Genomic DNA, 24610 nt, shown 5'->3' with positions numbered 1-24610 from the left:
GTGTGGCTCGAAAGGCGCTAGTCTACCGCGTCAGCCCCTGCCCAACAGCGATTCACGGCTTGGCAGAGCGAGGGGCGCGACAAAACGCAATGCCTCGTCCGGCGTCATCGGGTGAGCCAGCAGAAACCCCTGAATGATTTCGCAACCGCTGTCCACCAGCCAGTGGTACTGCTCCAGCGTCTCGACCCCTTCGGCGATCACTTCGATATTCAGCAATCGGCACAGATCGATGATGCTGCGGGCGACGGCCAGATCACGCGGGGAATTCATCATGCCGCTGATGAAGTGCCGGTCGATCTTGAGCGTATCCAGATCCAGATTTCGCAGATGGGCCAAGGAACTGTCGCCTGCGCCAAAATCGTCCAATGACACCCGGACACCAATGTCGTGCAGGCTCTGCAATTGCTTGCGACTGTGAACGAGGTTGTGCACCAGCGACGGCTCGGTGATCTCGACTTCGAGCTGTCGTGGTTTCAAGCCGTGCATCTGGATCGCTCGCTGCAACTCGGCCGCGAGATTGGGCATGCTGAATTGCGCTGGGCTGACGCTCACGCTGACCACCAGATCTTCCGGGAACACGCCCTCCCAGCGCTGACGCTGCGCCGCGCCTTGTTCGTAGATCCAGCTGCCCAGTTTGTTGATCAGTCGCGTTTCTTCCAGCAACGGAATGAACAGGCTGGACGGCACATCGCCTGCGTCCGGGTGATTCCAGCGCAGCAACGCCTCGAAACCACGGGTACGCCCGGTCGCCACGTTGATCTGCGGTTGATAGACGATCGAGAAATCCTTGCCTTCGATGGCCGTGCGCACGCTTTCTTCGAGCATCAAACGAGAGCGCGCGCGACCATTCATGTACTGATCATAGAAACGATACTGATGACGCCCCGCCCGCTTGGCCTCGTACATGGCAATGTCGGCGGCGCGCAGCAGACCGTCGAGATGAGTGCCGCAATCCGGGTAAATCGCGATGCCGATGCTGACCCCCAGCGTGGCTTCGATGCCATCGACGTGGCGCCGCACCGAGACGCGCTCGATGAGTTTTTCCGCGACCTTGGCGGCATGTTCGGGGAAGTCCAGTCCGTCGACGACAACGACGAATTCGTCGCCGCCCATCCGAGCCAGGACGTCGTAGGGTCGCAGGCACTCTTTCAATTGCTCGGCGACCCAGACCAGCACCTGATCACCGGCGTCATGGCCCAGCGAATCGTTGACGTGTTTGAAACCATCCAGATCCAGATACAACACCACCAGGTACTTCCCGGCGTTCTCGTTACGCAGCAGCATGCCCTCGACGGTCTGATAAAAACCTCGGCGATTGAGCAGACCGGTCAAGGAGTCCGTCACGGCCTGGTGTTCCAGTTGCGTATACAAATCCCGCACCACCGACATGTCGAGCACGCTCAACACCATGGCTTTCTGTTCTTCAGGCAACGGCGCGCAGGACAACGCCACGGGCACCTGACGACCTTCGGGCGTTCGCATGATGGCGTCATGCACCCGGTAGGTGTCGGCGCGTCGGTAGTGGTGGTAGAACCCCGAATCAGTCCACTCGACGACGCACGGTTCTTCCAGATAAGCGCGCAACTCTGTACCACGCAGCTCGCCATCCGTCATGCCCAGGAGCCGGCAAATGGCCGGGTTGGCGAAGCTGATGATGCCGTTTTCATTGACCACCAGAATGCCTTCGGCCACGTTGGCCAGCACCGATGCATTGAACGCACGCGCCGACTCCAGCTCGCGACTGAGCTTTTGCAGAGCGCGCCGGTTGTGCTGCTGCTCCAGCAGCGCCTGGACCTTGGGTTTGAGAACGTTCGGGTCGAACGGTTTGAACAGGTAATCAACCGCGCCGCTGGCATAGCCTTTATGCACAGCGTCCCGGGATTGTTCGTTCGCGGTCAGAAAGATGATCGGGGTCAGGCGCGTGCGTTGACTGCCACGCATCAGGCGCGCGACTTCAAAGCCATCCATTTCGGGCATCTGTACGTCCAGCAGGACGATATCGACGTCCACGTCCAGCAGTAGGCCCAAGGCCTCCATGCCAGAACTCGCCGTGACGATTTCCCAGTCCTGCCGCTGCAAGACGGCTCGCATGGTGACGAGGTTTTCCGGGTAGTCATCGACCACCAACAGAACTGATTTGCCCTGAGGTGGCAGGGGTTGCGCGCATTCCATGCTGCTACTCATTCCTTCACTGCCCGGTGAGAGGGCTTCGCCCATGATCCGAATGGCCATTACTCTAGACCTGAATAGGGAAAAAGGAAGCGGGGCCATCGTTACGCCATCTCAAATGTGTAACTGAACCGACTAACGGTAGCTGCCCCGCGCAGCACTTGAAGACTGGCTTGCGAAGAAATTGACAGCACATTGATGCCACCCGTTCGACGGTTTCGCGTTAACAAACAAATCCTTCAAACGTATAAGGAGCACCCCTCTATCACCCTTGAGCCAGACACCTCGGCTGGCAATGAGACACACCGGACGAAAAAGACAATGATTGATTTGGGAACCTGGAATCTGAGTATTCCCGTGGGCTCGCCCCCCGCTACCATCGAAACGCAACAGTTGCTTCAAGGCTATGACGGCAAATATTTCACTTCCAGCACCGCCAACGTCACGTTCTGGGCACCGGTCACCGGCACCAAAACTGCCAACGCCAAATACCCTCGTACCGAACTGCGTGAAACCTGGTCGAATGGCACATTGCACAATTGGTTTTACCCGGATGCCGACAATTTCCTGAGTGCCAAGCTCAAAGTCATCCAAGTGCCGTCATCGGGGCGGGTGGTGATCGGCCAGATCCACGTGTACGAAAGCACCCAGCCGCTGCTCAAGGTCGAGTACCAATATCAGGACGCCACGAAGGATGGCATCGTCGTCGCCAAGGTACGCTTCCATCCCAACGATAAGAAAGCGCGTATTTTCACGGTGGCCGAAGGCATACCGCTCAATGAGACGTTCAACTATCAGATTCACTTGAACAAAGCCGGGCTGCTCAGCGTGAAGGCCGACAACAGGTATTGGAACGACCGCATCAGCGCCACTTGGAGTAAAGAACAGCTGTACTTCAAAGCTGGCGTCTATACCCAGGACAACACCGGTTACACCAGCGAAGGCGGAAAAGTGATGTTTTTTAACCTGGACGCGGATCACAACAAGGGTTGATGCCCGCTGGATGCATCTGTCGTGGGCGTCGACTTGCTGGCGATAGCGATCGACCTGACACCCTACCTGTGTCCGATTGAATGCCTTCGCCAGCAAGTCGGGCTGCTACAAAGGTTGGCGCGCCTCAGCAACAGACTTTCATGCCGCCTTGTACGCTTTCTCTGCCGCCTCGAAACGCTGCACCATGCCTGCCGTTGGCCCTTTACCCAGCGCGCTGAAAAGCACAATCGCGATGCTGGCGAAGATGAACCCAGGAATGATTTCGTACAGCCCCAGCAGTTCGAAATGCTTCCAGACCACGACCGTCAAGGCCCCCACCAGAATTCCCGCCAACGCGCCGTTGCGGGTCATGCCCTTCCAGATCACGGAAATCAGCACCACCGGCCCGAATGCCGCGCCGAACCCGGCCCACGCATAGCTCACCAGACCGAGCACACGGTTCTCCGGATTGGCTGCCATAGCGATGGCAATCAACGCCACCAGGAGCACCATCGCCCGGCCCACCCAGACCAGTTCCCGCTGCGACGCCCCTTTGCGCAGGAATGCCTTGTAGAAATCCTCGGTCAGGGCGCTGGAACACACCAGCAACTGACAGCTCAATGTACTCATGACCGCTGCCAGAATCGCCGACAACAGCACACCCGCCACCCAAGGATTGAACAGCAACTTCGCGAGCTCGATGAACACGCGCTCAGGATTCTCCGTTACAGGCCCAGCCACATCAGGGTGTGCAGAGAAATAGGCGATGCCGAAGAAGCCGACCGCCACGGTGCCACCCAGACAGAGAATCATCCAGGCCAGGGAGATACGCCGGGCGTTGGCAATCGATTTCACCGAATCCGCCGCCATGAAGCGCGCCAGGATGTGCGGCTGGCCGAAATACCCCAATCCCCAGCCCATCAGTGAGACGACGCCAATAAAGGTAGTGTTTTTGAGCATGTCGAAATGCGCGGGGTCCTTCGCTTCAATGGCGAGGAACGTCGTGTCGACGCCGCCGGTGGCGAGCAGCACGATGATCGGCGTGAGAATCAGGGCGAAGATCATCAAAGTGGCTTGAACGGTGTCGGTCCAGCTGACCGCCAGGAATCCGCCAATGAAGGTATACGCGATGGTCGCCGCAGCCCCGGCCCACAGCGCGGTTTCGTAAGGCATACCGAATGTGCTTTCGAACAGGCGCGCACCCGCAACGATGCCGGAAGCGCAGTAGATGGTGAAAAACACGAGGATCACGAGGGCGGAAATCACCCGCAGCAGTCCGCTGGTGTCTTCGAAACGACTGGAGAAATAGTCAGGAAGCGTGAGGGCATCGCCGTTGTGCTCGGTCTGCACCCGCAGCCGGCCGGCAACGAACAGCCAATTCAGGTAGGCGCCGACGATCAGGCCGATGGCGATCCACCCTTCGGAGAGACCCGACATGTAAATGGCGCCCGGAAGGCCCATGAGCAGCCAGCCACTCATGTCCGAAGCACCAGCCGACAGCGCCGTGACGACACTGCCCAAGCTGCGGCCACCGAGGATGTAATCCGAGAGATTGTTGGTGGAGCGATAAGCCATGAGCCCGATGAGGACCATGGCGGCGATGTAGATCACAAATGTGATCAGTGTGGGGTTGCTGATAGTCATCGTCTGTCCATGCCTTGGTGAAAGGAGGCACAACGGGTTGCACCAAAGGCGGGCATGCTAGGGAAGCCGGTGGAAGAGGTGCAACCTTTCGGAACATAGAACAGCCTAATTTATACGACAAAATGTATCCCTTTGGTTTTAATGCCCTTTTTTGAGTCTCACATGAGTAAAAATCGATCAAATGGTTACCGAGAAACACTTCATTTGAGGGCCGTCTAAACATGCCATCAATGATGGAAATATGTTGAAAAAAGGGGTTGCACCCGGTTGCACCCCGACCCAGCTGCAGGCTAATCTTGCCGACAGCAACAGCCACGCCCAATGTGGCTCTGATGAGGACAAGACATGGCGACCACCACCCTCGGTGTCAAACTCGACGACCCGACCCGCGAGCGTTTGAAAGCAGCGGCGCAGTCCATCGACCGGACTCCGCATTGGCTGATCAAGCAGGCAATTCTCAATTACCTGGAAAAACTCGAGGCTGGTGCAACCCTCAACGAACTGAACGGCCTCACCGGCAAAGATGCGGACGACCACGGTGAGTTGCCCGTGGAGCACGGCCATCAGGCGTTCCTCGAATTCGCTGAAAGCATCCTTCCCCAGTCGGTGCTGCGCGCCGCAATCACGTCGGCCTATCGTCGTCCCGAGCCTGAAGTCGTGCCAATGCTGCTGGAGCAGGCCCGCCTGCCAGCGCCAATGGCTGAAGCGAGCCATAAACTCGCTGCGTCGATCGCTGAAAAACTGCGTAACCAGAAGAGTGCCGGCGGTCGCGCGGGCATCGTGCAAGGTCTGCTGCAAGAGTTCTCCCTGTCGTCGCAGGAAGGCGTTGCGTTGATGTGTCTGGCCGAAGCGCTGCTGCGCATCCCCGACAAAGGCACCCGCGATGCACTGATCCGCGACAAGATCAGCACCGGCAACTGGCAACCGCACCTGGGCAACAGCCCGTCGCTATTCGTCAACGCGGCGACCTGGGGCCTGTTGCTGACCGGCAAACTGGTGAGCACGCACAATGAAGCAGGCCTGACCTCCTCGCTGAGCCGCATCATCGGCAAGTCAGGCGAGCCAATGATCCGCAAGGGCGTCGACATGGCCATGCGCCTGATGGGCGAGCAGTTCGTCACAGGTGAGACCATCGCCGAGGCGTTGGCCAACGCCAGCCGCTTCGAAGCCAAGGGCTTCCGCTATTCGTACGACATGCTCGGCGAAGCGGCACTGACCGAACACGACGCCCAGAAATACCTGGCGTCTTACGAACAGGCGATCCACTCCATCGGCAAAGCGTCCCATGGCCGTGGCATCTACGAGGGCCCGGGCATTTCGATCAAGCTGTCCGCCCTGCACCCGCGTTACAGCCGTGCGCAGTATGAGCGCGTGATGGAGGAGCTGTACCCGCGCCTGCTGTCCCTGACGCTGCTGGCCAAGCAATACGACATCGGCCTGAACATCGATGCCGAAGAAGCGGATCGTCTCGAACTGTCGCTGGATCTGCTCGAGCGCCTGTGCTTCGAACCTCAGCTGACGGGTTGGAACGGCATTGGCTTCGTGATTCAGGCGTATCAGAAGCGCTGCCCATATGTGATCGACTACGTGATCGATCTCGCTCGTCGCAGCCGTCATCGCCTGATGATCCGTCTGGTCAAAGGCGCGTACTGGGACAGCGAAATCAAGCGCGCCCAGGTCGAAGGCCTGGAAGGCTACCCGGTCTATACCCGCAAGGTGTACACCGACGTCTCCTACATCGCCTGCGCTCGCAAGTTGCTGTCGGTGCCGGAAGTCATCTACCCGCAATTCGCAACTCATAACGCCCACACGCTGTCGGCCATCTACCATATCGCCGGTCAGAATTATTACCCCGGTCAATACGAATTCCAGTGCCTCCACGGCATGGGTGAGCCGCTGTACGAACAGGTGGTAGGCAAAGTCGCTGACGGCAAGCTGAATCGACCGTGCCGCGTGTACGCCCCGGTCGGCACCCACGAAACACTACTGGCGTACCTCGTGCGTCGCCTGCTGGAAAACGGCGCCAACACCTCTTTCGTCAACCGTATTGCCGACCAGTCGATCTCGATTCAGGAACTGGTGGCCGACCCCGTTTCCAGTATCGAGCGCATGGCCACGCAGGAAGGCGGCTTCGGCCTGCCACACCCACGCATCCCGCTGCCTCGCGACCTTTATGGCAGCGAACGCGCCAACTCGGCGGGCATCGACATGGCCAACGAACACCGTCTGGCGTCGCTGTCCTCGGCGTTGCTGGCGACTGCGCACAATGACTGGAAAGCTCTGCCGATGCTGGGCAGCCCGGTCAGTGCTGGCGCCGCGACCCCGGTGTTGAACCCTTCGGACCTGCGTGACGTGGTTGGCCACGTGCAGGAAGCCAACCTGGAAGACGTGGACAACGCGCTGCTCAGCGCCTTGAGCGCGGGCCCGATCTGGCAAGCGACACCACCTGCAGAACGCGCCGCGATTCTGGAGCGCGCCGCTGACCTGATGGAAGCCGACATTCAGCCGCTGATGGGCCTGCTGGCTCGCGAAGCGGGCAAGACTTACGCCAACGCCATTGCCGAAGTGCGTGAAGCGGTGGACTTCCTGCGTTACTACGCCGTGCAGGCACGCAACGATTTCACCAACGACGCCCACCGCCCCTTGGGCCCCGTGGTCTGCATCAGCCCTTGGAACTTCCCGCTCGCCATCTTCAGCGGCCAGGTCGCCGCTGCATTGGCTGCGGGCAACCCGGTGCTGGCCAAGCCCGCCGAACAAACACCACTGGTTGCCGCACAAGCCGTTCGTATCCTGCTGGAAGCCGGTATCCCTGAAGGCGTGGTGCAACTGCTCCCAGGCCGTGGCGAAACGGTGGGTGCGCGTCTGGTTGGGGACGATCGTGTCAAAGGCGTGATGTTCACCGGTTCCACCGAAGTCGCCCGCCTGCTGCAACGCAACATCGCCGGGCGCCTCGACGCTCAGGGCCGCCCTATCCCGCTGATCGCCGAAACCGGTGGGCAGAACGCAATGATCGTCGACTCGTCGGCCCTGACCGAACAAGTGGTCATCGACGTGGTGTCGTCGGCGTTCGACAGTGCCGGTCAACGCTGCTCTGCTCTGCGGGTGCTGTGCCTGCAGGAAGATTCAGCCGACCGCGTTATTGAAATGCTCAAAGGGGCGATGGCGGAAAGTCGTCTGGGCAACCCTGAGCGTCTCTGTGTAGACATCGGCCCGGTGATCGACGCCGAAGCCAAGGCAGGCATCGAGAAACACATTCAGGCCATGCGTGACAAAGGCCGTGCGGTGTACCAGGTGGCGATTGCCGACAGCGATGAAATCAAGCGTGGCACCTACGTGATGCCGACGCTGATCGAACTTGAAAGCTTCGACGAGCTCCAACGCGAAATCTTCGGCCCCGTGCTGCACGTTGTGCGTTACAAACGCCGAGAGCTGGACCAACTGATCGGCCAGATCAACGCCTCTGGGTACGGCCTGACGCTGGGTGTCCACACCCGTATCGACGAAACCATCGCCAAGGTCATCGATTCGGTGAACGCCGGCAACATGTACGTCAACCGCAACATCGTAGGCGCGGTGGTCGGGGTTCAGCCGTTTGGGGGCGAAGGCCTGTCGGGCACCGGTCCGAAAGCGGGTGGCCCGCTGTATCTGTACCGCCTGCTGTCGACCCGTCCTGCCGACGCCGTGCAGAAATCCTTCGCTCAAGGCGACGCAACGACGAAGCCAGACGTGCGCCTGCGCGACAACTTGCTCAAGCCGCTGACCGCGCTGAAAGCCTGGGCCTCGAGCCAGCAGCAGCCGGAACTGGAAGCAACCTGCGATCAATTCGCCGAACAATCGCAAAGCGGCATCACGCGGTTGTTGGCGGGCCCGACCGGCGAGCGCAACAGCTACACCCTTCTGCCCCGCGAGCATGTGCTGTGCCTGGCCGAAGACGAAGCTGACCTGCTGACGCAATTGGCTGCCGTACTGGCCGTCGGCAGCACTGCGATCGTGCCGGACACCGAGCTGAGCAAGCCGCTGTACAAACGCCTGCCGAAAGAGGTGCAGGCGCGCATCAAGCTGGTCAGTGACTGGAGCAAGGACAGCGTCGGCATCGACGCCGTCCTGCACCACGGCGACTCCGACCAATTGCGCGCCGTCTGCGAACAGGTCGCCGAGCGCGCTGGTGCCATCGTGGGTGTCCATGGCCTGTCCAAAGGCGAAACCGGCATTGCGCTGGAACGTCTGGTGATCGAACGTGCGCTCAGCGTGAACACCGCGGCGGCGGGTGGTAATGCGAGCTTGATGACGATCGGGTAAACCCGACAGCATTCCCTTTAGCAGCCCGGCGAGCCGGCGGTAGCGTCAAACCAGGCACCACTACGGTATCTGTGCTGACGCAATCGCGGGCAGGCGCACCCCTGCAGGTCCTGCTGCGCTTTAAACATTTCTGCTCGCTAACTATCGCCAGCCGGGAAAGCAGTCTGGCGAACACGGTTGTTTACAAGTCAATCAAAGACGCGACTGCGGCTCCCCCATAACGTCCAAACTTTCAAACCTTCAGACATAATTAACAAAGACACAAGCAGCACAATACCATATCGATCTTTAATGCCAGGCCCCATGAAAAGTACAGAAATCGAGGGAACAAATAATACCAACCTCAACGGCACTTGAATGTACGCCAACCACCTTGCAACGCGCCATCGCAATAAAAACAGAGAGCAACTTAATACAATCGAAATTTCCAACCCCCACACGAAGCCCGCCAACACCTTTGGCAAGCCTCCATGAACAGCCAGCAATCCCATGGCATTATTAAAATCATCAACATAAGGGACCCGACCTGCGCTTATGCTTAGCAATACATATCGAGCAATGTAGATAGCATCAAATATTCCCCAAACCAGATAAACTCGCTCGGCTGTAAGGTTTAACCGACGCATTGAGTCACTTTTCCCTGAGTTCATATTCAATATCCGCTGTGACCGGGCGCCAGTGCCAAGAGCTGCCGGATATTTGCCAATGGTCATCGGCCTCCACGAACTGCTGCCTGATTCGACGTAACTCGCCGAACTCGTGATGAGCCGACTGAGCCTTCAGGTGCTCCTCTACATCGATAAGCGGCTGCCACTCCTGAATGATCGTCCTGAATGTGTTCGCATAATCTTTCCCGTCACTGAGGAAGACCCGACCCTCATCTCCCCGAGAGGTGAGCCAGTTTGCCGCGAAAGATAATGCGTTCGTGGCAAGATCGGCTTGTATATTCAAGGTCACCCAGCGTCCGGGACCCCTGGAGAGACATCTATTCACTTTCTCCGTCATTAGCTGCCGACAGGCAGAGGCAGCAAACCTAAACCCGTAATTTTTTTCGAGTTCAATATAGGTGAGTGGTTTAAAAGGTCTATCCAGTATCAGGAACCATTCACCACGCTCGATTTTCTCAATTATTCGACGCTTATGATATTCCAATTGGCAGTCCTCGATGGAAACGCCACAAATTCGAATCAATTCGGGCAACCCTGTAACACTGAAGGGATTACTCAAAGAGCGTTCCACTTTGCACTTTGCAAAAAATGGGCTCTCTATCGACTCTAACTGATGACGCCTTATCTCACTTCTGGCAACAACCTCTTTCATGTTCAGACCTCAAACAAGGGCGCAATAAAAAAATACGCTGCCTTGATACCGACTTTATTAATCTAAAAATGCCGGACACATCTTTTATCAACGTAGGAGAATTCCGATTAGACTGTTTCCGAGAATCAATGGATGGGGCCGACATAACTGCCCCACACTGCCCCCCTTGTTTTTCTACCCCTCCATCACCCACATCAATCTTCCTGTTCACCCCCTCCTCGCGACCCTAGACTCGATGGCAATCCCACGAAAGGTACGCCGCCATGTCCGAGACGCTGCTCAGTTCCCGCAATCTAGCTTTCGAGCTGTATGAGGTGCTGGATGCCGAGGCGTTGACCCGGCGTGCGCGGTTCGCCGAGCACAGCCGTGAAACCTTCGATGCGGCGATCAGCACGGCGCGGACCCTCGCGGAAAAATACTTCGCGCCCCACAACCGCAAGAACGACGAGAACGAACCGCGCTTTGAGAACGGTGAGGCGGTGCTGATCCCCGAAGTCAAGCCAGCAGTGGACGCGTTCCTGGAGGCGGGCTTTTTGAACGCCGCCCGGGATTTCGAGGCCGGTGGCATGCAACTGCCGACCTTGCTGTCCCAGGCCTGCTTCGCCCACTTTCAGTCCGCCAACGCAGCGTCGACGTCCTACCCGTTTTTGACGATGGGCGCGGCGAACCTGATCGAGAATTTCGGCAGCGAAGAGCAAAAGCAGCGGTTTCTTCAACCGATGATCGAGGGCCGATTTTTCGGCACGATGGCGCTCACCGAGCCCCACGCGGGCTCGTCACTGTCGGACATCCGCACACGCGCAGAACCGGCCGCCGACGGCAGTTACCGTCTGCGCGGCAATAAGATTTTCATCTCCGGCGGCGACCACGCTCTCTCTGAAAACATCGTGCATCTGGTCTTGGCGAAGCTCCCTGATGCGCCCCCAGGGGTAAAGGGCATTTCGCTGTTCATCGTGCCGAAGTTTCTGGTCAACGAAGACGGAAGCCTCGGTCCGCGCAACGATGTGCTGCTCGCGGGCCTGTTTCACAAGATGGGCTGGCGCGGCACGACCTCGACTGCGTTGAATTTCGGCGACAACGGCCACTGCGTGGGTTACCTGGTGGGCAAGGCGCATCAGGGCCTGAGCTACATGTTTCAGATGATGAACGAGGCGCGGATCGGCGTCGGCATGGGCGCCGTGATGCTCGGTTACGCCGGTTACCTGTATTCGCTGGAATACGCCCGGGAGCGCCCGCAAGGCCGTTTGCCGGACAGCAAACATCCGGAGAGTGCGCCGGTGTCGATCATTCAACACGCGGACGTGAAACGCATGTTGCTGACGCAAAAAGCCTACGTCGAGGGCGCGTTCGATTTGGGGCTGTACGCGGCGCGGCTATTTGACGACACGCAGACAGGCGAGACCGAAGAAGCGCGCAAGCTGGCCCATGAACTGCTGGACCTGCTGACCCCGATCGTCAAATCCTGGCCTTCGGAGTTCTGCTTGAAAGCCAACGAACTGGCGATTCAGATTCTCGGCGGCCACGGCTACACCCGCGAATACCCGGTAGAGCAGTACTACCGCGACAATCGTCTGAACCCGATTCACGAAGGCACCCACGGCATTCAGTCGCTGGATTTGCTGGGGCGCAAACTGGCGCAGAACGGCGGCGCCGGCCTCAAGCAGCTCATGCGGCTGGTCGCTGACTCGTGCCAGCGTGCGCAAGAACATGCGTCATTGAATCCGTTGCGCGCGCCGCTCGAACAACTGGTCGCGCGCTTGCAGACTGTGACCCTCGAACTGCTGATGGACCTTGGCCAAGGCAAGGTGACGGCGACGCTGGCCAATTCAGCGCTGTACCTCAAGGCGTTCGGCCACATGGTGATTGGCTGGCGCTGGCTGGAACAGGCAATTCGTGCGCAAGAAGGGCTCAATCATGGCCAAGTGGCCGACGCGGATTTTTACACCGGCAAACTGGCCGCAGCCCGTTTTTTCCTGACATGGGAAGTCCCAGCGTGTCATCACGAGCTGGCGATTCTCCAAGCCCGTGATGACGTCTGCCTGACAATGCAGGACAACTGGTTCTGAGATAAGCGGCGCGTGAGGCAAGGCTCATTTCGCCGCCTATCGATCAACGGTTCAAGTGGCCGCCGAGTGCCACGAGTTTTCGGCACCGGCGGTAATTTTCAGCCGTCGTCCGAACGGGACATAGAAGTCCTCAGCCTCGAGCACGTACTCCTGATAGGTCAGCGACAGAACGCCCGGTTTTGCATGAAGCGCATTGTCGAGCAAAGCCGCGTAGTCAGGGCGAACGCTCTTCAGCGTGTCCAGCAACAAGCGCGGCCCTGTCACAAAAAACACCTTGGTCATGTAAGGGTTTTTCCCGTCGATCACCTGAGACTTGTCTGCTTCCATGCTGACAAGCGCATCGAGTTCGTCCTTGAAGCGCGCGTACAAGGTGTTCTGCACCTCTCGCAGCACAGGATTACCCGGATGACTGGCAAAATGGCTGTTGCCAGGACCGAAGAAATCCATGCGCGACGACGACACAGCCTCCCCCATCAATACATCGTTCGGCCCCGCATTCAGCGCTTGCCCCTCGAACGACACCTTGATCACGTCGTCGCAATCCATGTAGATACCGCCGTACTCATGCAACAACGAATAGCGCAACACGTCCGATGCCGCTGCATAGTTTTGGCCACTGCCTTCACGGAAGTAGTTGAAGGGTTCGGCGGTATGCGGGCTTTCCCTGAAATGGGCAAAGAACGGCTCTTCTTCGAGGTTCGAAATGGTCATATTCGGATGCCCCGCAAACGCCGCCTGCAGTTGAGCCTGCGGGCTGGCCCCATCAACGATGGCAGTGTCATCAATCTGAATATGCAGAATGAAGCTGAGGTCTGGGCTGGTCTCCATGTTGGCTTTCATCCCGGCGATCAAATGTTCATCCGGAAGCCTGCTGCCTAGCCAGACGTGGTGAACGGTGCGGTTCACCGCCTGTGCGTCTTCTGCCACGCCGGGCACGCGCGGAAATTTATAAATCTCGCTTTTCACCGGCGACAGCAGTTTGCTCCTGGCCTTGAGAAACTTGCTTTCGGTCCCGGATTTCCAGACGCCGTTGTTGTCCATCCAGTGATACTCGACGGCGTTCTTTTTCCAGCAACCCAGATCCACGTCATAGGACACCCGAACGTCTTTCGATGGATTAGGAATGAAGAACTGATCGATTGCCTGACCGTCATTGCCCACCACCGGCCGTACCTCGATACCGTCCAGCGGGATCTCCACGAACAGGGGCGGCTGTGCGAGTACCAGTGGAATTTCCTCTTTGACCGGAGCGATCTCGTGAACAGGTTCGCCCCCATGTACGTAGCTGTCCCCACCCCGCAGTCCGAGCCTGACATCAATGTCGGAGTAATAGCCTTTTAGCTTTTTGACGTACGGTCCCTTGAGCGTCGAATCGCTCGTCGAAATGATCCGATACTGGCGGGCATTTTCAACAAACTCCACGCGGTAGATTTTCGCGTGGACGCGAGCGAAATGGATGTCACTTCCGGAGGCGTCGTCAAGAACGCTGTAGACGTTTCCTTCATCCTGACTTTTCCACTCTCCGCCAGTAGGCAGTTCATCGACATATTCGAAGCTGGCGAGATCAGCCCTCAGCGCAGGACTCAGCGAGCGCAACCCTGCCGGCTCGACACCAAAGGCTTTCACAGCGTCGAATTGGGCCGCGTGATGCGCTCTCAGGTCTGCTCGACGCTGCTCCTCCTGATCCCGTCGCGCCCCGCGTTCATCTTCGGACTCAGTCGCACGCGCTTGCTTCTCCTCCGTCGCATGCGCTTCTGCGCGTTCCGCTTCGGCCAAGGCGGCGGCACGTTCCTCGTCGCTAGCACCGGCGGTTTTCTGCCCCACCTCATCGGCTGCACCTGCTGCGACAGGCTCCCCTTTGACCGCGGCCGCGCCGAGCAACTTTCCAGCGCCTTCTGCGAGCGCGGGCACCGCGTTCAGAACGCCAAAGACAATCCGCCCTGCCCCTTCATGTTGCTCTTCGACAGTCCCCTCGATCACCTGATCGGCTCCCAGGCCGATCAGCGCCACAGACATCACCGCGAGGGGCGCCCACAAACCTGGCACCACCATCGCGATCACGCCGGTGAGGTTGATCGCGGCTGACAGGATCTCCGCCGCCGTTTCCTTGTTGTAATCCGCACGACTGCGGATCAAACGTTTTGCATCGGATTTCAGTCGAAGCTGAAGATTTTTCCTGAAGTGGGAAAACGGCCATGGGGAGAGCGCCGGGCCCAAGTTGATTTCTGTGGCGGGATTCCAGTAATGCGTATTGCCGATGAACCAGTTCGGGTAGGCACCCAATCCCTTGAGGGACGACTGCAGGCCGCTGTGAAAGATGCCGTCAGGCCCGTCCTCGACTCGAAAATGCCCTTCCAGCGCTGTTCGTCGCTCGGTGTACCGACATTGCAACGCAAACCAGTCGCGCAAGGCGGCCATGTCGTCGAAACCGTGCAGCGGCGACGAGTTGCCGGGGATGTACATCACCAATCTCTCAGTGCGCTCATCCTTGAGCACAATGATGTCGGTGGCGGTGTAGCAATAAATGTCGAGCTCGCGAATCGTCACGTGCCGTGAATTCAAAGGCGCGTCCCGAAATGCCTCGAACGTCAACGTTTCCCACGCTTGTTCAGGTTTCAAGCCTAAAGCGTCGAGGACAAGCGCCTTATCCTCGTCACCTAGCGAGCCTTCTTCATACTGGACGTAGGCCGCCCGCAAAAGCGAAGCCTTGATGAACAAGTGATAGTCATCCCTGTGCGCGGCCCAGAAATCGTTGAGCAGCTCCTCGTAGTGGGACTGGAGATCAGTCTCCCAAATGAAGCGCTTGAAGGGTTTGGGGTCCAGATGGACCTGGGCGGACCCGTCGAAGTGCTGGGGAACGTTCTTGCGGAAGATCGCTTCATAGGCAAAACACTGGTCGAGCGACAGAGGTTCTTCCGAAATGACCGCGGGATACCCTTCAAGCCGCCAGTCCTCCAGCGTTCCGAGATGATCGTAGAAGTGGCCATCGCCCTCCTGCTGCCAATTGCGCATCAGGGCTTCAGTCAGCGTCATCGAATACGCAAGGTTCGCCCTCTGATCGCCCTGGTCGGCGGCGTCGATGTAGAGCGTAGCAATGATCAGGTCATCGGGATCGATGTCCAGCTCCAGATGCTCCAGAACATAAGCCTTGGCCTTGTCGTGAGCGAAAGCTTTGGGGGAAGGGAAGCTTAAATCCTTGCTGGCCAAGAACTCCGTCAGCAGCAAAGTGTGGTGTGGGTCATGCCCTCCGTCTTCGATCGGCACGATTTGCGGCCATTCTCCCCCGGGCGGCCCGACTTCATAGCCGATGCCGTCGGCAGCTTCATCTACCTCAGGATCTGGCCGTGGATGAAAAATCGAAAAGCTACGTTGCCGAACGCGCGACGGCATCGTGTATGCGGAGGACTCCAAATTCTTTTTCATAGTCGACATCCTTGTCAGTGATCAGAGGCCCCACGCTAACCGATAGAAGATTCGAACATGCGATACATAATTACCGCACTCTGCACGCCCTGTTGATGGCATCGCGCGCAACTATTGAGGCTCACACCTCGAAGCACGCTGTCAAAGGCTTCAGCCCTCCACTGGCAGAAGCCTTTGACAGCCTGCCAATTCAACGGGTTAAATCCCTTGGCACGTGGACTGCATGTCAGTCCACGCATGCGTTCATTTCTGCTTTTGTCTGGAGTACCGCCCTTGGATGCGACGACCATCAACAGCCTGTTCCTGATCGGCGCGTTGCTGGTGGGCGCGAGTATTCTGGTCAGTTCGCTATCGTCGCGACTGGGCATTCCGATTCTGGTCATCATCCTCGCGGTCGGCATGGCAGCGGGGGTCGATGGCGGCGGCATCATCTTCGATAACTACCCGACGGCGTATCTGGTCGGCAACCTTGCGCTGGCCGTGATCCTGCTCGACGGTGGCCTGCGAACGCGGGTCGCGAGTTTTCGCGTAGCGCTCTGGCCTGCTTTATCCCTGGCCACGGTCGGCGTGTTGATCACCACGGGGTTGACCGGCATGGTCGCCGCCTGGCTGTTCGACCTGAGCATCGTGCAAGGCCTGTTGATTGGCGCCATCGTTGGCTCCACAGACGCCGCCGCGGTGTTCTCGCTGTTGGGTGGCAAGGGCCTGAACGAACGGGTGACGGCCAGCCTCGAAATCGAATCCGGCAGCAACGATCCGATGGCGGTGTTCCTGACGGTCACCCTGATCGACATGCTGTCCAGCGGCCAGACCGGCCTGCACTGGAGCCTGTTGGGCCACCTGATTCAAGAGTTCGGCATCGGCGCCATCATCGGTCTTGGCGGCGGCTGGCTGATGTTGCAACTCGTCAACCGTATCAACCTGGCCAACGGCCTGTACCCGATTCTGGTGATTGCAGGCGGTCTGGCCGTCTTCGCACTGACCAACGCCATCCACGGCAGCGGCTTTCTGGCGGTCTATCTATGCGGTCTGGTCTTGGGTAACAAGCCGATTCGCAGTCGCCACGGCATCCTGCACATGCTCGACGGCATGGCCTGGCTTGCGCAAATCGGCATGTTCTTGGTGTTGGGCCTGCTGGTCACGCCTCATGACTTGCTGCCGATTGCCTTGCCTGCGCTGGGCCTGGCGCTGTGGATGATCCTCGTGGCGCGGCCGCTGTCGGTGCTCGCCGGCCTATTGCCGTTTCGCGTGTTCCATAGGCGTGAGAAGGCTTTTATTGCCTGGGTCGGCCTGCGTGGCGCGGTGCCAATCATTCTGGCGGTGTTCCCATTGATGGCGGGCCTGCCGCAAGCGCAACTGTTCTTCAACCTGGCGTTCTTTATCGTGCTGGTGTCGCTGTTGGTGCAGGGCACGAGCCTGCCGTGGATGGCGAAATGGCTGAAGGTGACGGTTCCGCCTGACCCTGCGCCGATCTCCCGCGCGGCGCTGGAAGTACACGTGACCAGTGAATGGGAGCTGTTCGTTTATCGACTGGGCGCGGAGAAATGGTGCATTGGGGCAGCGCTTCGCGAGCTGAAAATGCCCGAGGGCACCCGGATCGCGGCCCTGTTCAGGGGTCAACAGCTGCTCCATCCGTCGGGTAGTACGGTTCTGGAAACAGGCGACTTGCTGTGCGTCATCGGCCACGAACATGACCTTCCGGCCTTGGGCAAGCTGTTCAGTCAGGCGCCACAGCGGGGTCTGGATCTACGCTTCTTCGGCGACTTCGTCCTCGAGGGAGACGCTCAACTCGGGGCTGTCGCGGCGTTGTACGGTTTGAAGCTCGACGGCCTGGATCAGAATATGCCGCTGAGCCAGTTCATCATGCAGAAGAATCGTGGCGCGCCCATTGTGGGCGACCAGATCGAATGGAACGGAACTATCTGGACAGTTGCAGTGATGGAAGGGAACAAGATCCTCAAAGTGGGCGTCAGATTCCCCGAAGGAAGCCGCCCGGGCCCCGGGTTGTTCCTCTAAACTGCTCCTCTTTCCTGATCGTTCGACCCGGTGTCTATGTTCTCGCTGCGTACTTTTCTTGCCTCAGCCTTGCTGGGGCTTTGCCTTTCCAACGTCACGGCCTTTGCCGCCGACACTCCTCCACCGAGCAGCGACGCCGTTCAGCAGAGTCTGGACAAGATCGCCGATCGCAAACTGTCGCCCGATGACCAGAAAGCGCTGCAGCAAGTGCTGGAACAGACGCTTGGGTTTCTCGCGAGCCAGAAGGACAACAAGCAAAAGCTGGAAGACCTGAAGAAACAATTGGCCGATGCCCCGAGACAGACCAGCGAAAACCAGCGCGAGTTGATCAAGCTCAAAGCCAGCAAGACGGTTCCGGTTGCCCAGCGTTACGCCAATCAAGACGTGCCGCAGCTTGAACAGCTGCTCAGCCAGCGCAGCGCACAGCAGGCCGATCTGCAGAAGGCGTTGAACGACGCCAACAGCCTGACCATTACCGCGCAGACGCGTCCCGAACGGGCTCAAGCGGAAATCAGCAACAGTCAGACTCGCATCCAGACTATCAATGCCATCCTCAAGTCCGGCAAAGACGGCGGCAAGTCGATCAGCAATGACCAGCGCAATCAGCTGAATGCCGAGCTGGCTTCGATCAACGCCCTGATCGCCCTGCGTCGCCAGGAACTGGCCGGCAATAGCCAATTGCAGGACTTGGGCGGCAGTCAGCGCGATCTGCTAACGGAAAAAGTGTCGCGCCAGGACCAGGAAATCCAGGACCTGCAGACCCTGATCAACGACAAACGCCGCGCACAGTCCCAGGAAACCGTGACGCAGCTGTCGATCGAAGCGCAGAAAGCCGGCGGCAGCAGCCTGCTTGCCACCGAAAGTGCAGCCAACCTGAAGCTGTCCGACTACCTGCTGCGCGGCACTGATCGCCTGAACGAGCTGACCCAGCAGAACCTCAAGACCAAAACGCAACTTGACGCCATCACGCAAACCGACGCGGCCCTCGACGAGCAGATCAACGTGTTGAGCGGCAGCCTGCTGCTCTCCAAGATTCTCTACAAACAGAAACAATCGCTGCCCAAGCTCAAGCTCGACAGCGGGCTGGCGGACGAAATTGCCGACATTCGCCTGTATCAGTTCGAGGTGAATCAACAGCGTGAGCAGATGAGCAACCCGGCGACTTACGTCGATAACCTGCTCGCCACTCAAAAGCCGGAAGACGTAACGCCTGCCCTGCGCAAAACCCTGCTGGACCTGGCCACGACCCGCTCTGACCTGCTGGAGCGGCTGAATCGCGAGCTGAGCGCATTGCTCAACGAATCCATTACCCTGCAACTCAACCAGAAGCAGCTGGTCAGCACGGCGATCAGCCTGCGTCAGACGCTGGACGAGCAGATGTTCTGGATCCCCAGCAACAAGCCGCTGGATCTGGAGTGGTTTGAGCGGGTTCAGCCCCGTTTGATGAAACAGATCACGACCCTGCCGTGGACCTCGACGTTCAGTGAGCTCAGCGATGGCCTGACCCAGCGCCCCTTGATCTTTCTGCCTCTGTTGTTGGTGATCGGCGGCCTGATGTGGAAGCGCGACGCGCTGTACGACAAGCTCAACCGCCTGCATGCCGACATCGGCCACTTCAAGCGTGATCGGCAGTGGCAAACGCCGCTGGCGATCATCATCAACGTTCTGCTGGCGATGCCGCTGTCGCTGGCGCTGGCATCTTGCGCGCTGGCACTGCAGATCGATGCCCGGGAGCAAAACATCAATCTCGGCGCCGCGCTGCTGCAGCTGTCGCTGGCCTGGCTGGTGTTCTATACCGCGTACCGCATCCTCGCGCCGGGCGGTGTGGCGCAGTTGCATTTCCGTTGGGAGAAATCCCAGGTCGAATTTCTGCGAGGCTGGATTCGCCGCCTGGGCCTCGTCGTCCTGGCGCTGGTCACCGTGGTGGCCGTCGCCGAGCACGAGCCTTCGGCACTGGCTGATGACGTGATCGGCATCGCCGTCGTCCTGACCTGCTATGCGTTGATGGCCTGGCTGCTGGCGCGTCTGCTGCTGACCAGCCCGACCCACGAAAGCGCCTCGCTGTTCCGGCGCGCGGTAGGGCTGGCGTTCACCGCATTGCCGGTCGCCTTGTTCATCGCAGTGTGTTTTGGCTACTACTACACCGCGCTGAAACTCAGTGATCGGTTGATCGACACCTTGTACCTGCTGATGCTGTGGCTGGTGATCGAAGCGACCTTCGTTCGCGGTCTTGGCGTAGCAGCGCGGCGTCTGGCCTACCAGCGCGCTCTGGCGAAACGTAATGCTGCCAAAGAAGCGGGCGAAGGCGAGGCGCTGGTCGAGGAACCGACACTGGATATCGAACAGGTCAACCAACAGTCATTGCGCCTCATCCGTCTGGCCCTGATCGCGGGCTTCATCGGCGCGCTGTACCTGGTGTGGGCCGACCTGATCACTGTGTTCTCCTACCTCGACAACATCACCCTGTACGAGTACACCAGCGGCACCGGCGCGACCATGAGCATGGTGCCGATCAGCCTCGGCGACCTTATCGGCGCCCTGGTGATCATTGGCATCACCTTCGTCCTGGCGGGCAACTTGCCGGGCCTGCTAGAGGTGTTCGTGCTGTCGAAGCTGAACCTCAAGCAGGGCAGCGCCTACGCGACCACCACCCTGCTGTCCTACATCATTGCCGGCGTCGGCTTCGTCTCGACCCTGTCAGCGCTCGGCGTGAGTTGGGACAAGTTGCAATGGCTGGTGGCTGCGCTGTCGGTAGGTCTGGGCTTCGGGATGCAGGAGATTTTCGCGAACTTCATCTCCGGCATCATGATTTTGTTCGAGCGCCCGGTGCGTATTGGCGACACCATCACCATCGGCAACCTGTCGGGCACGGTCAGCAAGATTCGCATCCGCGCGACCACCATCACCGACTTCGACCGCAAGGACATCATCGTCCCGAACAAGACGTTCATCACCGGGCAATTGATCAACTGGTCGCTCACAGACACCATCACCCGGGTCACGCTGAAGCTGGGCGTGGACTACGGTTCGGACCTGGACCTGGTGCGCAGCCTGCTGATCAAGGCCGCCAATGAGAACCCGCGCGTGCTCAAAGAGCCAGCGCCGATCGTGTACTTCCTGAACTTCGGCGAAAGCACGCTGGATCATGAACTGCGCATGCACGTGCGCGACCTGGGCGACCGCAACCCGGTGCTCGATGAAATCAACCGGTTCATCAACAAGGAATTCAAGAAGCAGCACATCAACATCTCGTTCCGGCAGATGGAGGTTTACCTCAAGAACATGCAGGGGCAGGAGTACAAGATGGTGCCGATCGAGCAGGAGCAAAAGACCGTTGCAGCCCCGGCTTCGCCGACTGCAGTGCCGACTGCGCCGAAAGACGTGCCCGAGCCGCCGGAAGCCAAGCTCGACTGAGCGGGATAAACCCAGCAGAATGCTCGGACATTCTGCTGGAGCTGTCTTGTGAAAGCCCTCGACGAACTGACCTTCGACAACCGTTTCGCCCGCTTGGGCGACGCGTTTTCCACGTCCGTGCTGCCTGAGCCCATCGCCGAACCCCGTCTCGTGGTCGCCAGCGATGCGGCGTTGGCGTTGCTGGATCTGGATCCTGCACAAGCCGAAGCCCCGGTATTCGCCGAGTTGTTCAGCGGTCACAAGCTGTGGGAAGAAGCCGATCCGCGCGCGATGGTCTATTCCGGTCACCAATTCGGGTCGTACAACCCGCGCCTTGGCGATGGCCGGGGCCTGCTGTTGGGCGAGGTCTACAACGAGGCTGGCGAGCATTGGGATCTGCACCTCAAAGGCGCCGGGCAGACGCCCTATTCGCGCATGGGCGATGGCCGTGCCGTGTTGCGTTCGTCGATTCGCGAATTTCTCGCCTCAGAAGCGCTGCATGCGTTAGGCATTCCCACGAGCCGTGCAGGCTGCGTAATCGGCTCCAGCACGCCGGTCTGGCGAGAGACACAAGAACGGGCGGCGATGGTGCTGCGTCTCGCGCAAAGCCATGTGCGCTTCGGCAGCCTCGAATATTTCTACTACACCAAACAGCACGACGAGCTGAAACAGCTGGCCGACCACGTACTGTCTTTGCACTACGCCGAGTGCCTTGAACAGCCCGAGCCCTATCTGGCGATGTTCCGCGTGATCGTCGAGCGCCAGGCCGAGCTGATCGCCAAATGGCAGGCCTATGGCTTCTGTCATGGCGTGATGAACACCGACAACATGTCGATTCTCGGGATCACCTTCGACTTTGGGCCGTTCGCCTTCCTTGACGACTTTGATCAGCACTTCATCTGCAACCACTCCGACCACGAAGGTCGCTACTCCTTCAGCAATCAGGTGCCGATCGGCCAGTGGAACCTCAGCGCGCTGGCCCAGGCCCTGACCCCCTTCATCAGCGTTGAAGCGCTGCGCGAAGCATTGGACCTGTTCCTGCCGCTGTATCAGGCCCACTATCTGGACCTGATGGGACGCCGTTTGGGCCTGACCACGGCCGAAGATGGCGACGCCGACCTCATCGCTCGGCTGCTGCAATTGATGCAAAACAGTGGCGTCGACTACACCCTGTTCTTCCGCCGATTGGGCGAAGACGCCGTCGACGTAGCCGTCCGCCAACTGCGCGACGACTTCGTCGACCTGCTCGGCTTCGACGCCTGGGCCGAGGCCTATACAGCGCGCACCGCCCGCGACCCCGCCAGCAGCCAGGATGAGCGTCGTACGCGCATGCACGCCGTCAACCCGCTTTACATCCTGCGCAACTACCTCGCGCAACGCGCCATTGAAGCTGCCGAACAAGGCGACTACAGCGAAGTTCGACGGTTGCACAAGGTGCTGTGCAGGCCGTTCGAGGCGCAGCAAGGGATGGACAGCTATGCCCAACGGCCGCCGGATTGGGGCAAGCATTTGGAGATCAGTTGTTCGTCGTGAGGATCACGACGACGGTTCAATCTTCGCCGCCACCGCAGGTTTGACACTCCCCATCGCCTCGACTCGCTTTGCATACGACTCTGTCCACGTCATCGGCGTGGGCGACGTTCGTGGGCTGAATTTCTTAGCGCCGGTCGGGCTGTTCGGGTCGGCCTTGTCTTTCTGCGTATCGACCACCCCCGCGAGAATGTCGTACAGCGTCAGCTTGCGGTTGGATGAGCGCGCTTCGATGAGGCCGGGCAATGCGGCTGGCATTGGCAAGGTTGGCTTGCTCTTGATCCGCGCCTCCAGAATCGCTTCGGCATCTTTTGGATAGTCCACCGCTCTCTCGATGGCAGGCAGCGATTTGAAGTAGCTCAGCGCCTCTTGATAGAACTTCGATGCCTTGCCCGTAACGCGTCTGTTCGATCATCCCTTCGGCGATCGCCACCTTGCGCCAGGCGTCGTCCATCTTCTGCACGCCTTGCCACGCGGCACGACGCTCGTTGAGGGTGAAGGCGCCGCTGTCATCGTAGGCGATCAGGTTCAGTTGCTCGCGGGACAGTTTGTCGAAAGGGCTCCTTGCATCCTCATGACCGGCGAGCGTTTGCGTGACAAAAGCCGTGGCGGCCCGCGCACGGTCTAACAATTCCGGGTCGGTGGTATTAGGTACTTCCATCGCTCGTGTATAGCTGTTGGCTTTTGGGGTTTCCGACAAAAACTCGCTGATCCGGCTGAGCCCGTACTTCCCCAATTCAGCATGGGTCATGCCTGCATCGCGCTTCGATGCTCGGGCAGCGCTTTCATTCAACTGGCTCGCCAACGTCGAAAAGCTCGCCTGGTCCGTTGCCTTTTTTTCGGTCTTCGCAGCGTTTTCCACGGCGAGCCGCGTGTCACTTTTCGTTTCGGAGGCTACCGGTACTGTCACCCTCTTCGAAACGAGGGCTGAAAATGCAGCGTGTAATGGATTGATCATTGACGACTCCCTGGCCATGGTCGAACAGGGGTCCGTGCATCTCAACGGATTCCACACCCCTCGTGGCCGAAACTATTCGCAGGTGCAAGCCGATGCCTAGCTAGTCAATCGGGCGGTTCTTTCGGATAAACGTGGGGGAGAAGGAGGCCCGAACGGCTGCACTTGGGGGGGGCCCGCGAAGAATGTGGAAAATGCTTGGCGTCTTCGGGTGTCGCTGGAACGTGATGGGATGCACATTGATCCCGTAGGATTTCGCTGATTCCGCTCCCAACCACCCCATTGGTCCGGGCTTGATAAATCCGGCCCTCGACCTCACTTATTAAGCACTTGCCTCTTCCCAGGTGTCCGACATGTCCGAACCTCTCGTCATCCCGTGTCCTCATTGCAACGGCCTCAATCGCATCCCCGCCGAGCGGCTGGGGGATCAGCCCAAGTGCGGCCGTTGCAAGCAGCCGGTGCTGTTGTCTCAACCGTTCACGCTGACGCAGGGCGATTACGCGAGTCAGATCAAGGGCGATCTGCCGTTGCTGGTCGATGTGTGGGCCGAGTGGTGCGGACCATGCAAATCCTTTGCACCGACCTTCGAGCAGGCCGCCGCGCAGTTGAACGGTCGAGTGCGGTTGGCGAAGCTGGATAGCGAAGCCCATCCGCAGCTGTCGGCACAATTGGGCATCCGTTCGATCCCAAGTCTGATCCTTTTCAAAAATGGCCGGGAAATCGCAAGACAAAGCGGTGCGATGCCGCTCCAACAACTGACCGCGTGGCTTGCCAGTCAGGGAATTTGAGGGCGTATTCGTCAGACGCCGAAGCGCAGGTCTGT

Annotated in this window: 13 protein-coding genes; 7 read left to right on the top strand and 6 right to left on the bottom strand. The window is 59.1% G+C overall.

All coding sequences use genetic code 11. The annotated features are described in order from the left end of the window. Positions 1 to 30: 30 nt before the first annotated feature. On the bottom strand, positions 31 to 2172 hold the full coding sequence (locus B3N48_RS03160) for a putative bifunctional diguanylate cyclase/phosphodiesterase (RefSeq protein WP_296179314.1): 2142 nt from the start codon (positions 2170 to 2172) through the stop codon (positions 31 to 33). Between the two features lie 318 nt (positions 2173 to 2490). On the opposite strand from B3N48_RS03160, the gene B3N48_RS03155 reads away from it, so the two are divergent. After that, positions 2491 to 3162: a polysaccharide lyase family 7 protein gene (locus B3N48_RS03155; protein WP_296179296.1), complete on the top strand. Its 672-nt coding sequence runs from the start codon at positions 2491 to 2493 to the stop codon at positions 3160 to 3162. Positions 3163 to 3300: 138 nt separating this feature from the next. Here the strand turns inward: B3N48_RS03155 and putP are convergent, their stop codons facing one another. Beyond that, positions 3301 to 4785, bottom strand: coding sequence for a sodium/proline symporter PutP (gene putP / locus B3N48_RS03150; RefSeq protein WP_296179292.1), 1485 nt, complete (start codon positions 4783 to 4785; stop codon positions 3301 to 3303). Between the two features lie 345 nt (positions 4786 to 5130). Here putP and putA point away from each other — a divergent pair, with 345 nt between their 5' ends. Continuing rightward, positions 5131 to 9084 (top strand): trifunctional transcriptional regulator/proline dehydrogenase/L-glutamate gamma-semialdehyde dehydrogenase, encoded by a 3954-nt coding sequence (gene putA, locus B3N48_RS03145; protein ID WP_296179290.1) that lies wholly within the window; start codon positions 5131 to 5133, stop codon positions 9082 to 9084. 188 nt (positions 9085 to 9272) lie between these two features. On the opposite strand, the gene B3N48_RS03140 is transcribed toward putA, so the two are convergent. Further along, entirely contained in the window at positions 9273 to 9734 is a 462-nt protein-coding gene (locus B3N48_RS03140) for a hypothetical protein (protein ID WP_296179287.1), read from the bottom strand. Then, positions 9715 to 10404, bottom strand: a complete 690-nt coding sequence (locus B3N48_RS03135; protein WP_296179284.1) for a hypothetical protein — start codon at positions 10402 to 10404, stop codon at positions 9715 to 9717. The genes B3N48_RS03140 and B3N48_RS03135 overlap by 20 nt, the downstream gene beginning before the upstream one ends. A 263-nt stretch (positions 10405 to 10667) precedes the next feature. Between B3N48_RS03135 and B3N48_RS03130 the strand changes: the two genes are divergently transcribed. Further along, positions 10668 to 12470, top strand: coding sequence for an acyl-CoA dehydrogenase (locus B3N48_RS03130; RefSeq protein WP_296179282.1), 1803 nt, complete (start codon positions 10668 to 10670; stop codon positions 12468 to 12470). Positions 12471 to 12521: 51 nt separating this feature from the next. Here the strand turns inward: B3N48_RS03130 and B3N48_RS03125 are convergent, their stop codons facing one another. Next, on the bottom strand, positions 12522 to 15893 hold the full coding sequence (locus B3N48_RS03125; RefSeq protein ID WP_296179281.1) for a dermonecrotic toxin domain-containing protein: 3372 nt from the start codon (positions 15891 to 15893) through the stop codon (positions 12522 to 12524). Positions 15894 to 16166: 273 nt separating this feature from the next. Here B3N48_RS03125 and B3N48_RS03120 point away from each other — a divergent pair, with 273 nt between their 5' ends. Genes B3N48_RS03120 through selO form a run of 3 tightly spaced genes read left to right on the top strand, consistent with a single transcriptional unit; the run spans position 16167 to position 22835 of the window. Continuing rightward, complete coding sequence (locus B3N48_RS03120; protein WP_296179279.1) at positions 16167 to 17909, top strand: potassium/proton antiporter; 1743 nt, start codon at positions 16167 to 16169, stop codon at positions 17907 to 17909. 36 nt (positions 17910 to 17945) lie between these two features. Further along, the gene (mscK, locus tag B3N48_RS03115) at positions 17946 to 21323 is read left to right on the top strand and encodes a mechanosensitive channel MscK (protein ID WP_296179277.1); all 3378 of its coding nucleotides are present in this window, start codon (positions 17946 to 17948) and stop codon (positions 21321 to 21323) included. Between the two features lie 48 nt (positions 21324 to 21371). Beyond that, the gene (gene selO / locus B3N48_RS03110) at positions 21372 to 22835 is read left to right on the top strand and encodes a protein adenylyltransferase SelO (protein WP_296179275.1); all 1464 of its coding nucleotides are present in this window, start codon (positions 21372 to 21374) and stop codon (positions 22833 to 22835) included. Positions 22836 to 22959: 124 nt separating this feature from the next. On the opposite strand, the gene B3N48_RS03105 is transcribed toward selO, so the two are convergent. After that, positions 22960 to 23790: a hypothetical protein gene (locus tag B3N48_RS03105; RefSeq protein WP_296179272.1), complete on the bottom strand. Its 831-nt coding sequence runs from the start codon at positions 23788 to 23790 to the stop codon at positions 22960 to 22962. A gap of 350 nt (positions 23791 to 24140) precedes the next feature. Here B3N48_RS03105 and trxC point away from each other — a divergent pair, with 350 nt between their 5' ends. Next, positions 24141 to 24575 carry a thioredoxin TrxC gene (trxC, locus tag B3N48_RS03100; protein ID WP_296179267.1) on the top strand — a complete coding sequence of 145 codons (435 nt, stop codon included), beginning with the start codon at positions 24141 to 24143 and terminating at the stop codon, positions 24573 to 24575. Positions 24576 to 24610 lie beyond the last annotated feature (35 nt).

Origin of the sequence: Pseudomonas sp. UBA1879, assembly GCF_002338065.1 — a bacterium.
Classification (GTDB): domain Bacteria; phylum Pseudomonadota; class Gammaproteobacteria; order Pseudomonadales; family Pseudomonadaceae; genus Aquipseudomonas.
Note: the sequence above shows the minus strand (reverse complement) of the source record. Positions and strands in the feature narration are given on the sequence as shown.

Excerpts from the sequence above, each read along its gene's own strand:
- B3N48_RS03160 (WP_296179314.1), bottom strand. The coding sequence starts at position 2,172 with ATGGAATGCGCGCAACCCCTGCCACCTCAGGGCAAATCAGTTCTGTTG.
- B3N48_RS03155 (WP_296179296.1), top strand. The coding sequence starts at position 2,491 with ATGATTGATTTGGGAACCTGGAATCTGAGTATTCCCGTGGGCTCGCCC.
- putP (WP_296179292.1), bottom strand. The coding sequence starts at position 4,785 with ATGACTATCAGCAACCCCACACTGATCACATTTGTGATCTACATCGCC.
- putA (WP_296179290.1), top strand. The coding sequence starts at position 5,131 with ATGGCGACCACCACCCTCGGTGTCAAACTCGACGACCCGACCCGCGAG.
- B3N48_RS03140 (WP_296179287.1), bottom strand. The coding sequence starts at position 9,734 with ATGAACTCAGGGAAAAGTGACTCAATGCGTCGGTTAAACCTTACAGCC.
- B3N48_RS03135 (WP_296179284.1), bottom strand. The coding sequence starts at position 10,404 with ATGAAAGAGGTTGTTGCCAGAAGTGAGATAAGGCGTCATCAGTTAGAG.
- B3N48_RS03130 (WP_296179282.1), top strand. The coding sequence starts at position 10,668 with ATGTCCGAGACGCTGCTCAGTTCCCGCAATCTAGCTTTCGAGCTGTAT.
- B3N48_RS03125 (WP_296179281.1), bottom strand. The coding sequence starts at position 15,893 with ATGAAAAAGAATTTGGAGTCCTCCGCATACACGATGCCGTCGCGCGTT.
- mscK (WP_296179277.1), top strand. The coding sequence starts at position 17,946 with ATGTTCTCGCTGCGTACTTTTCTTGCCTCAGCCTTGCTGGGGCTTTGC.
- B3N48_RS03105 (WP_296179272.1), bottom strand. The coding sequence starts at position 23,790 with ATGATCAATCCATTACACGCTGCATTTTCAGCCCTCGTTTCGAAGAGG.
- trxC (WP_296179267.1), top strand. The coding sequence starts at position 24,141 with ATGTCCGAACCTCTCGTCATCCCGTGTCCTCATTGCAACGGCCTCAAT.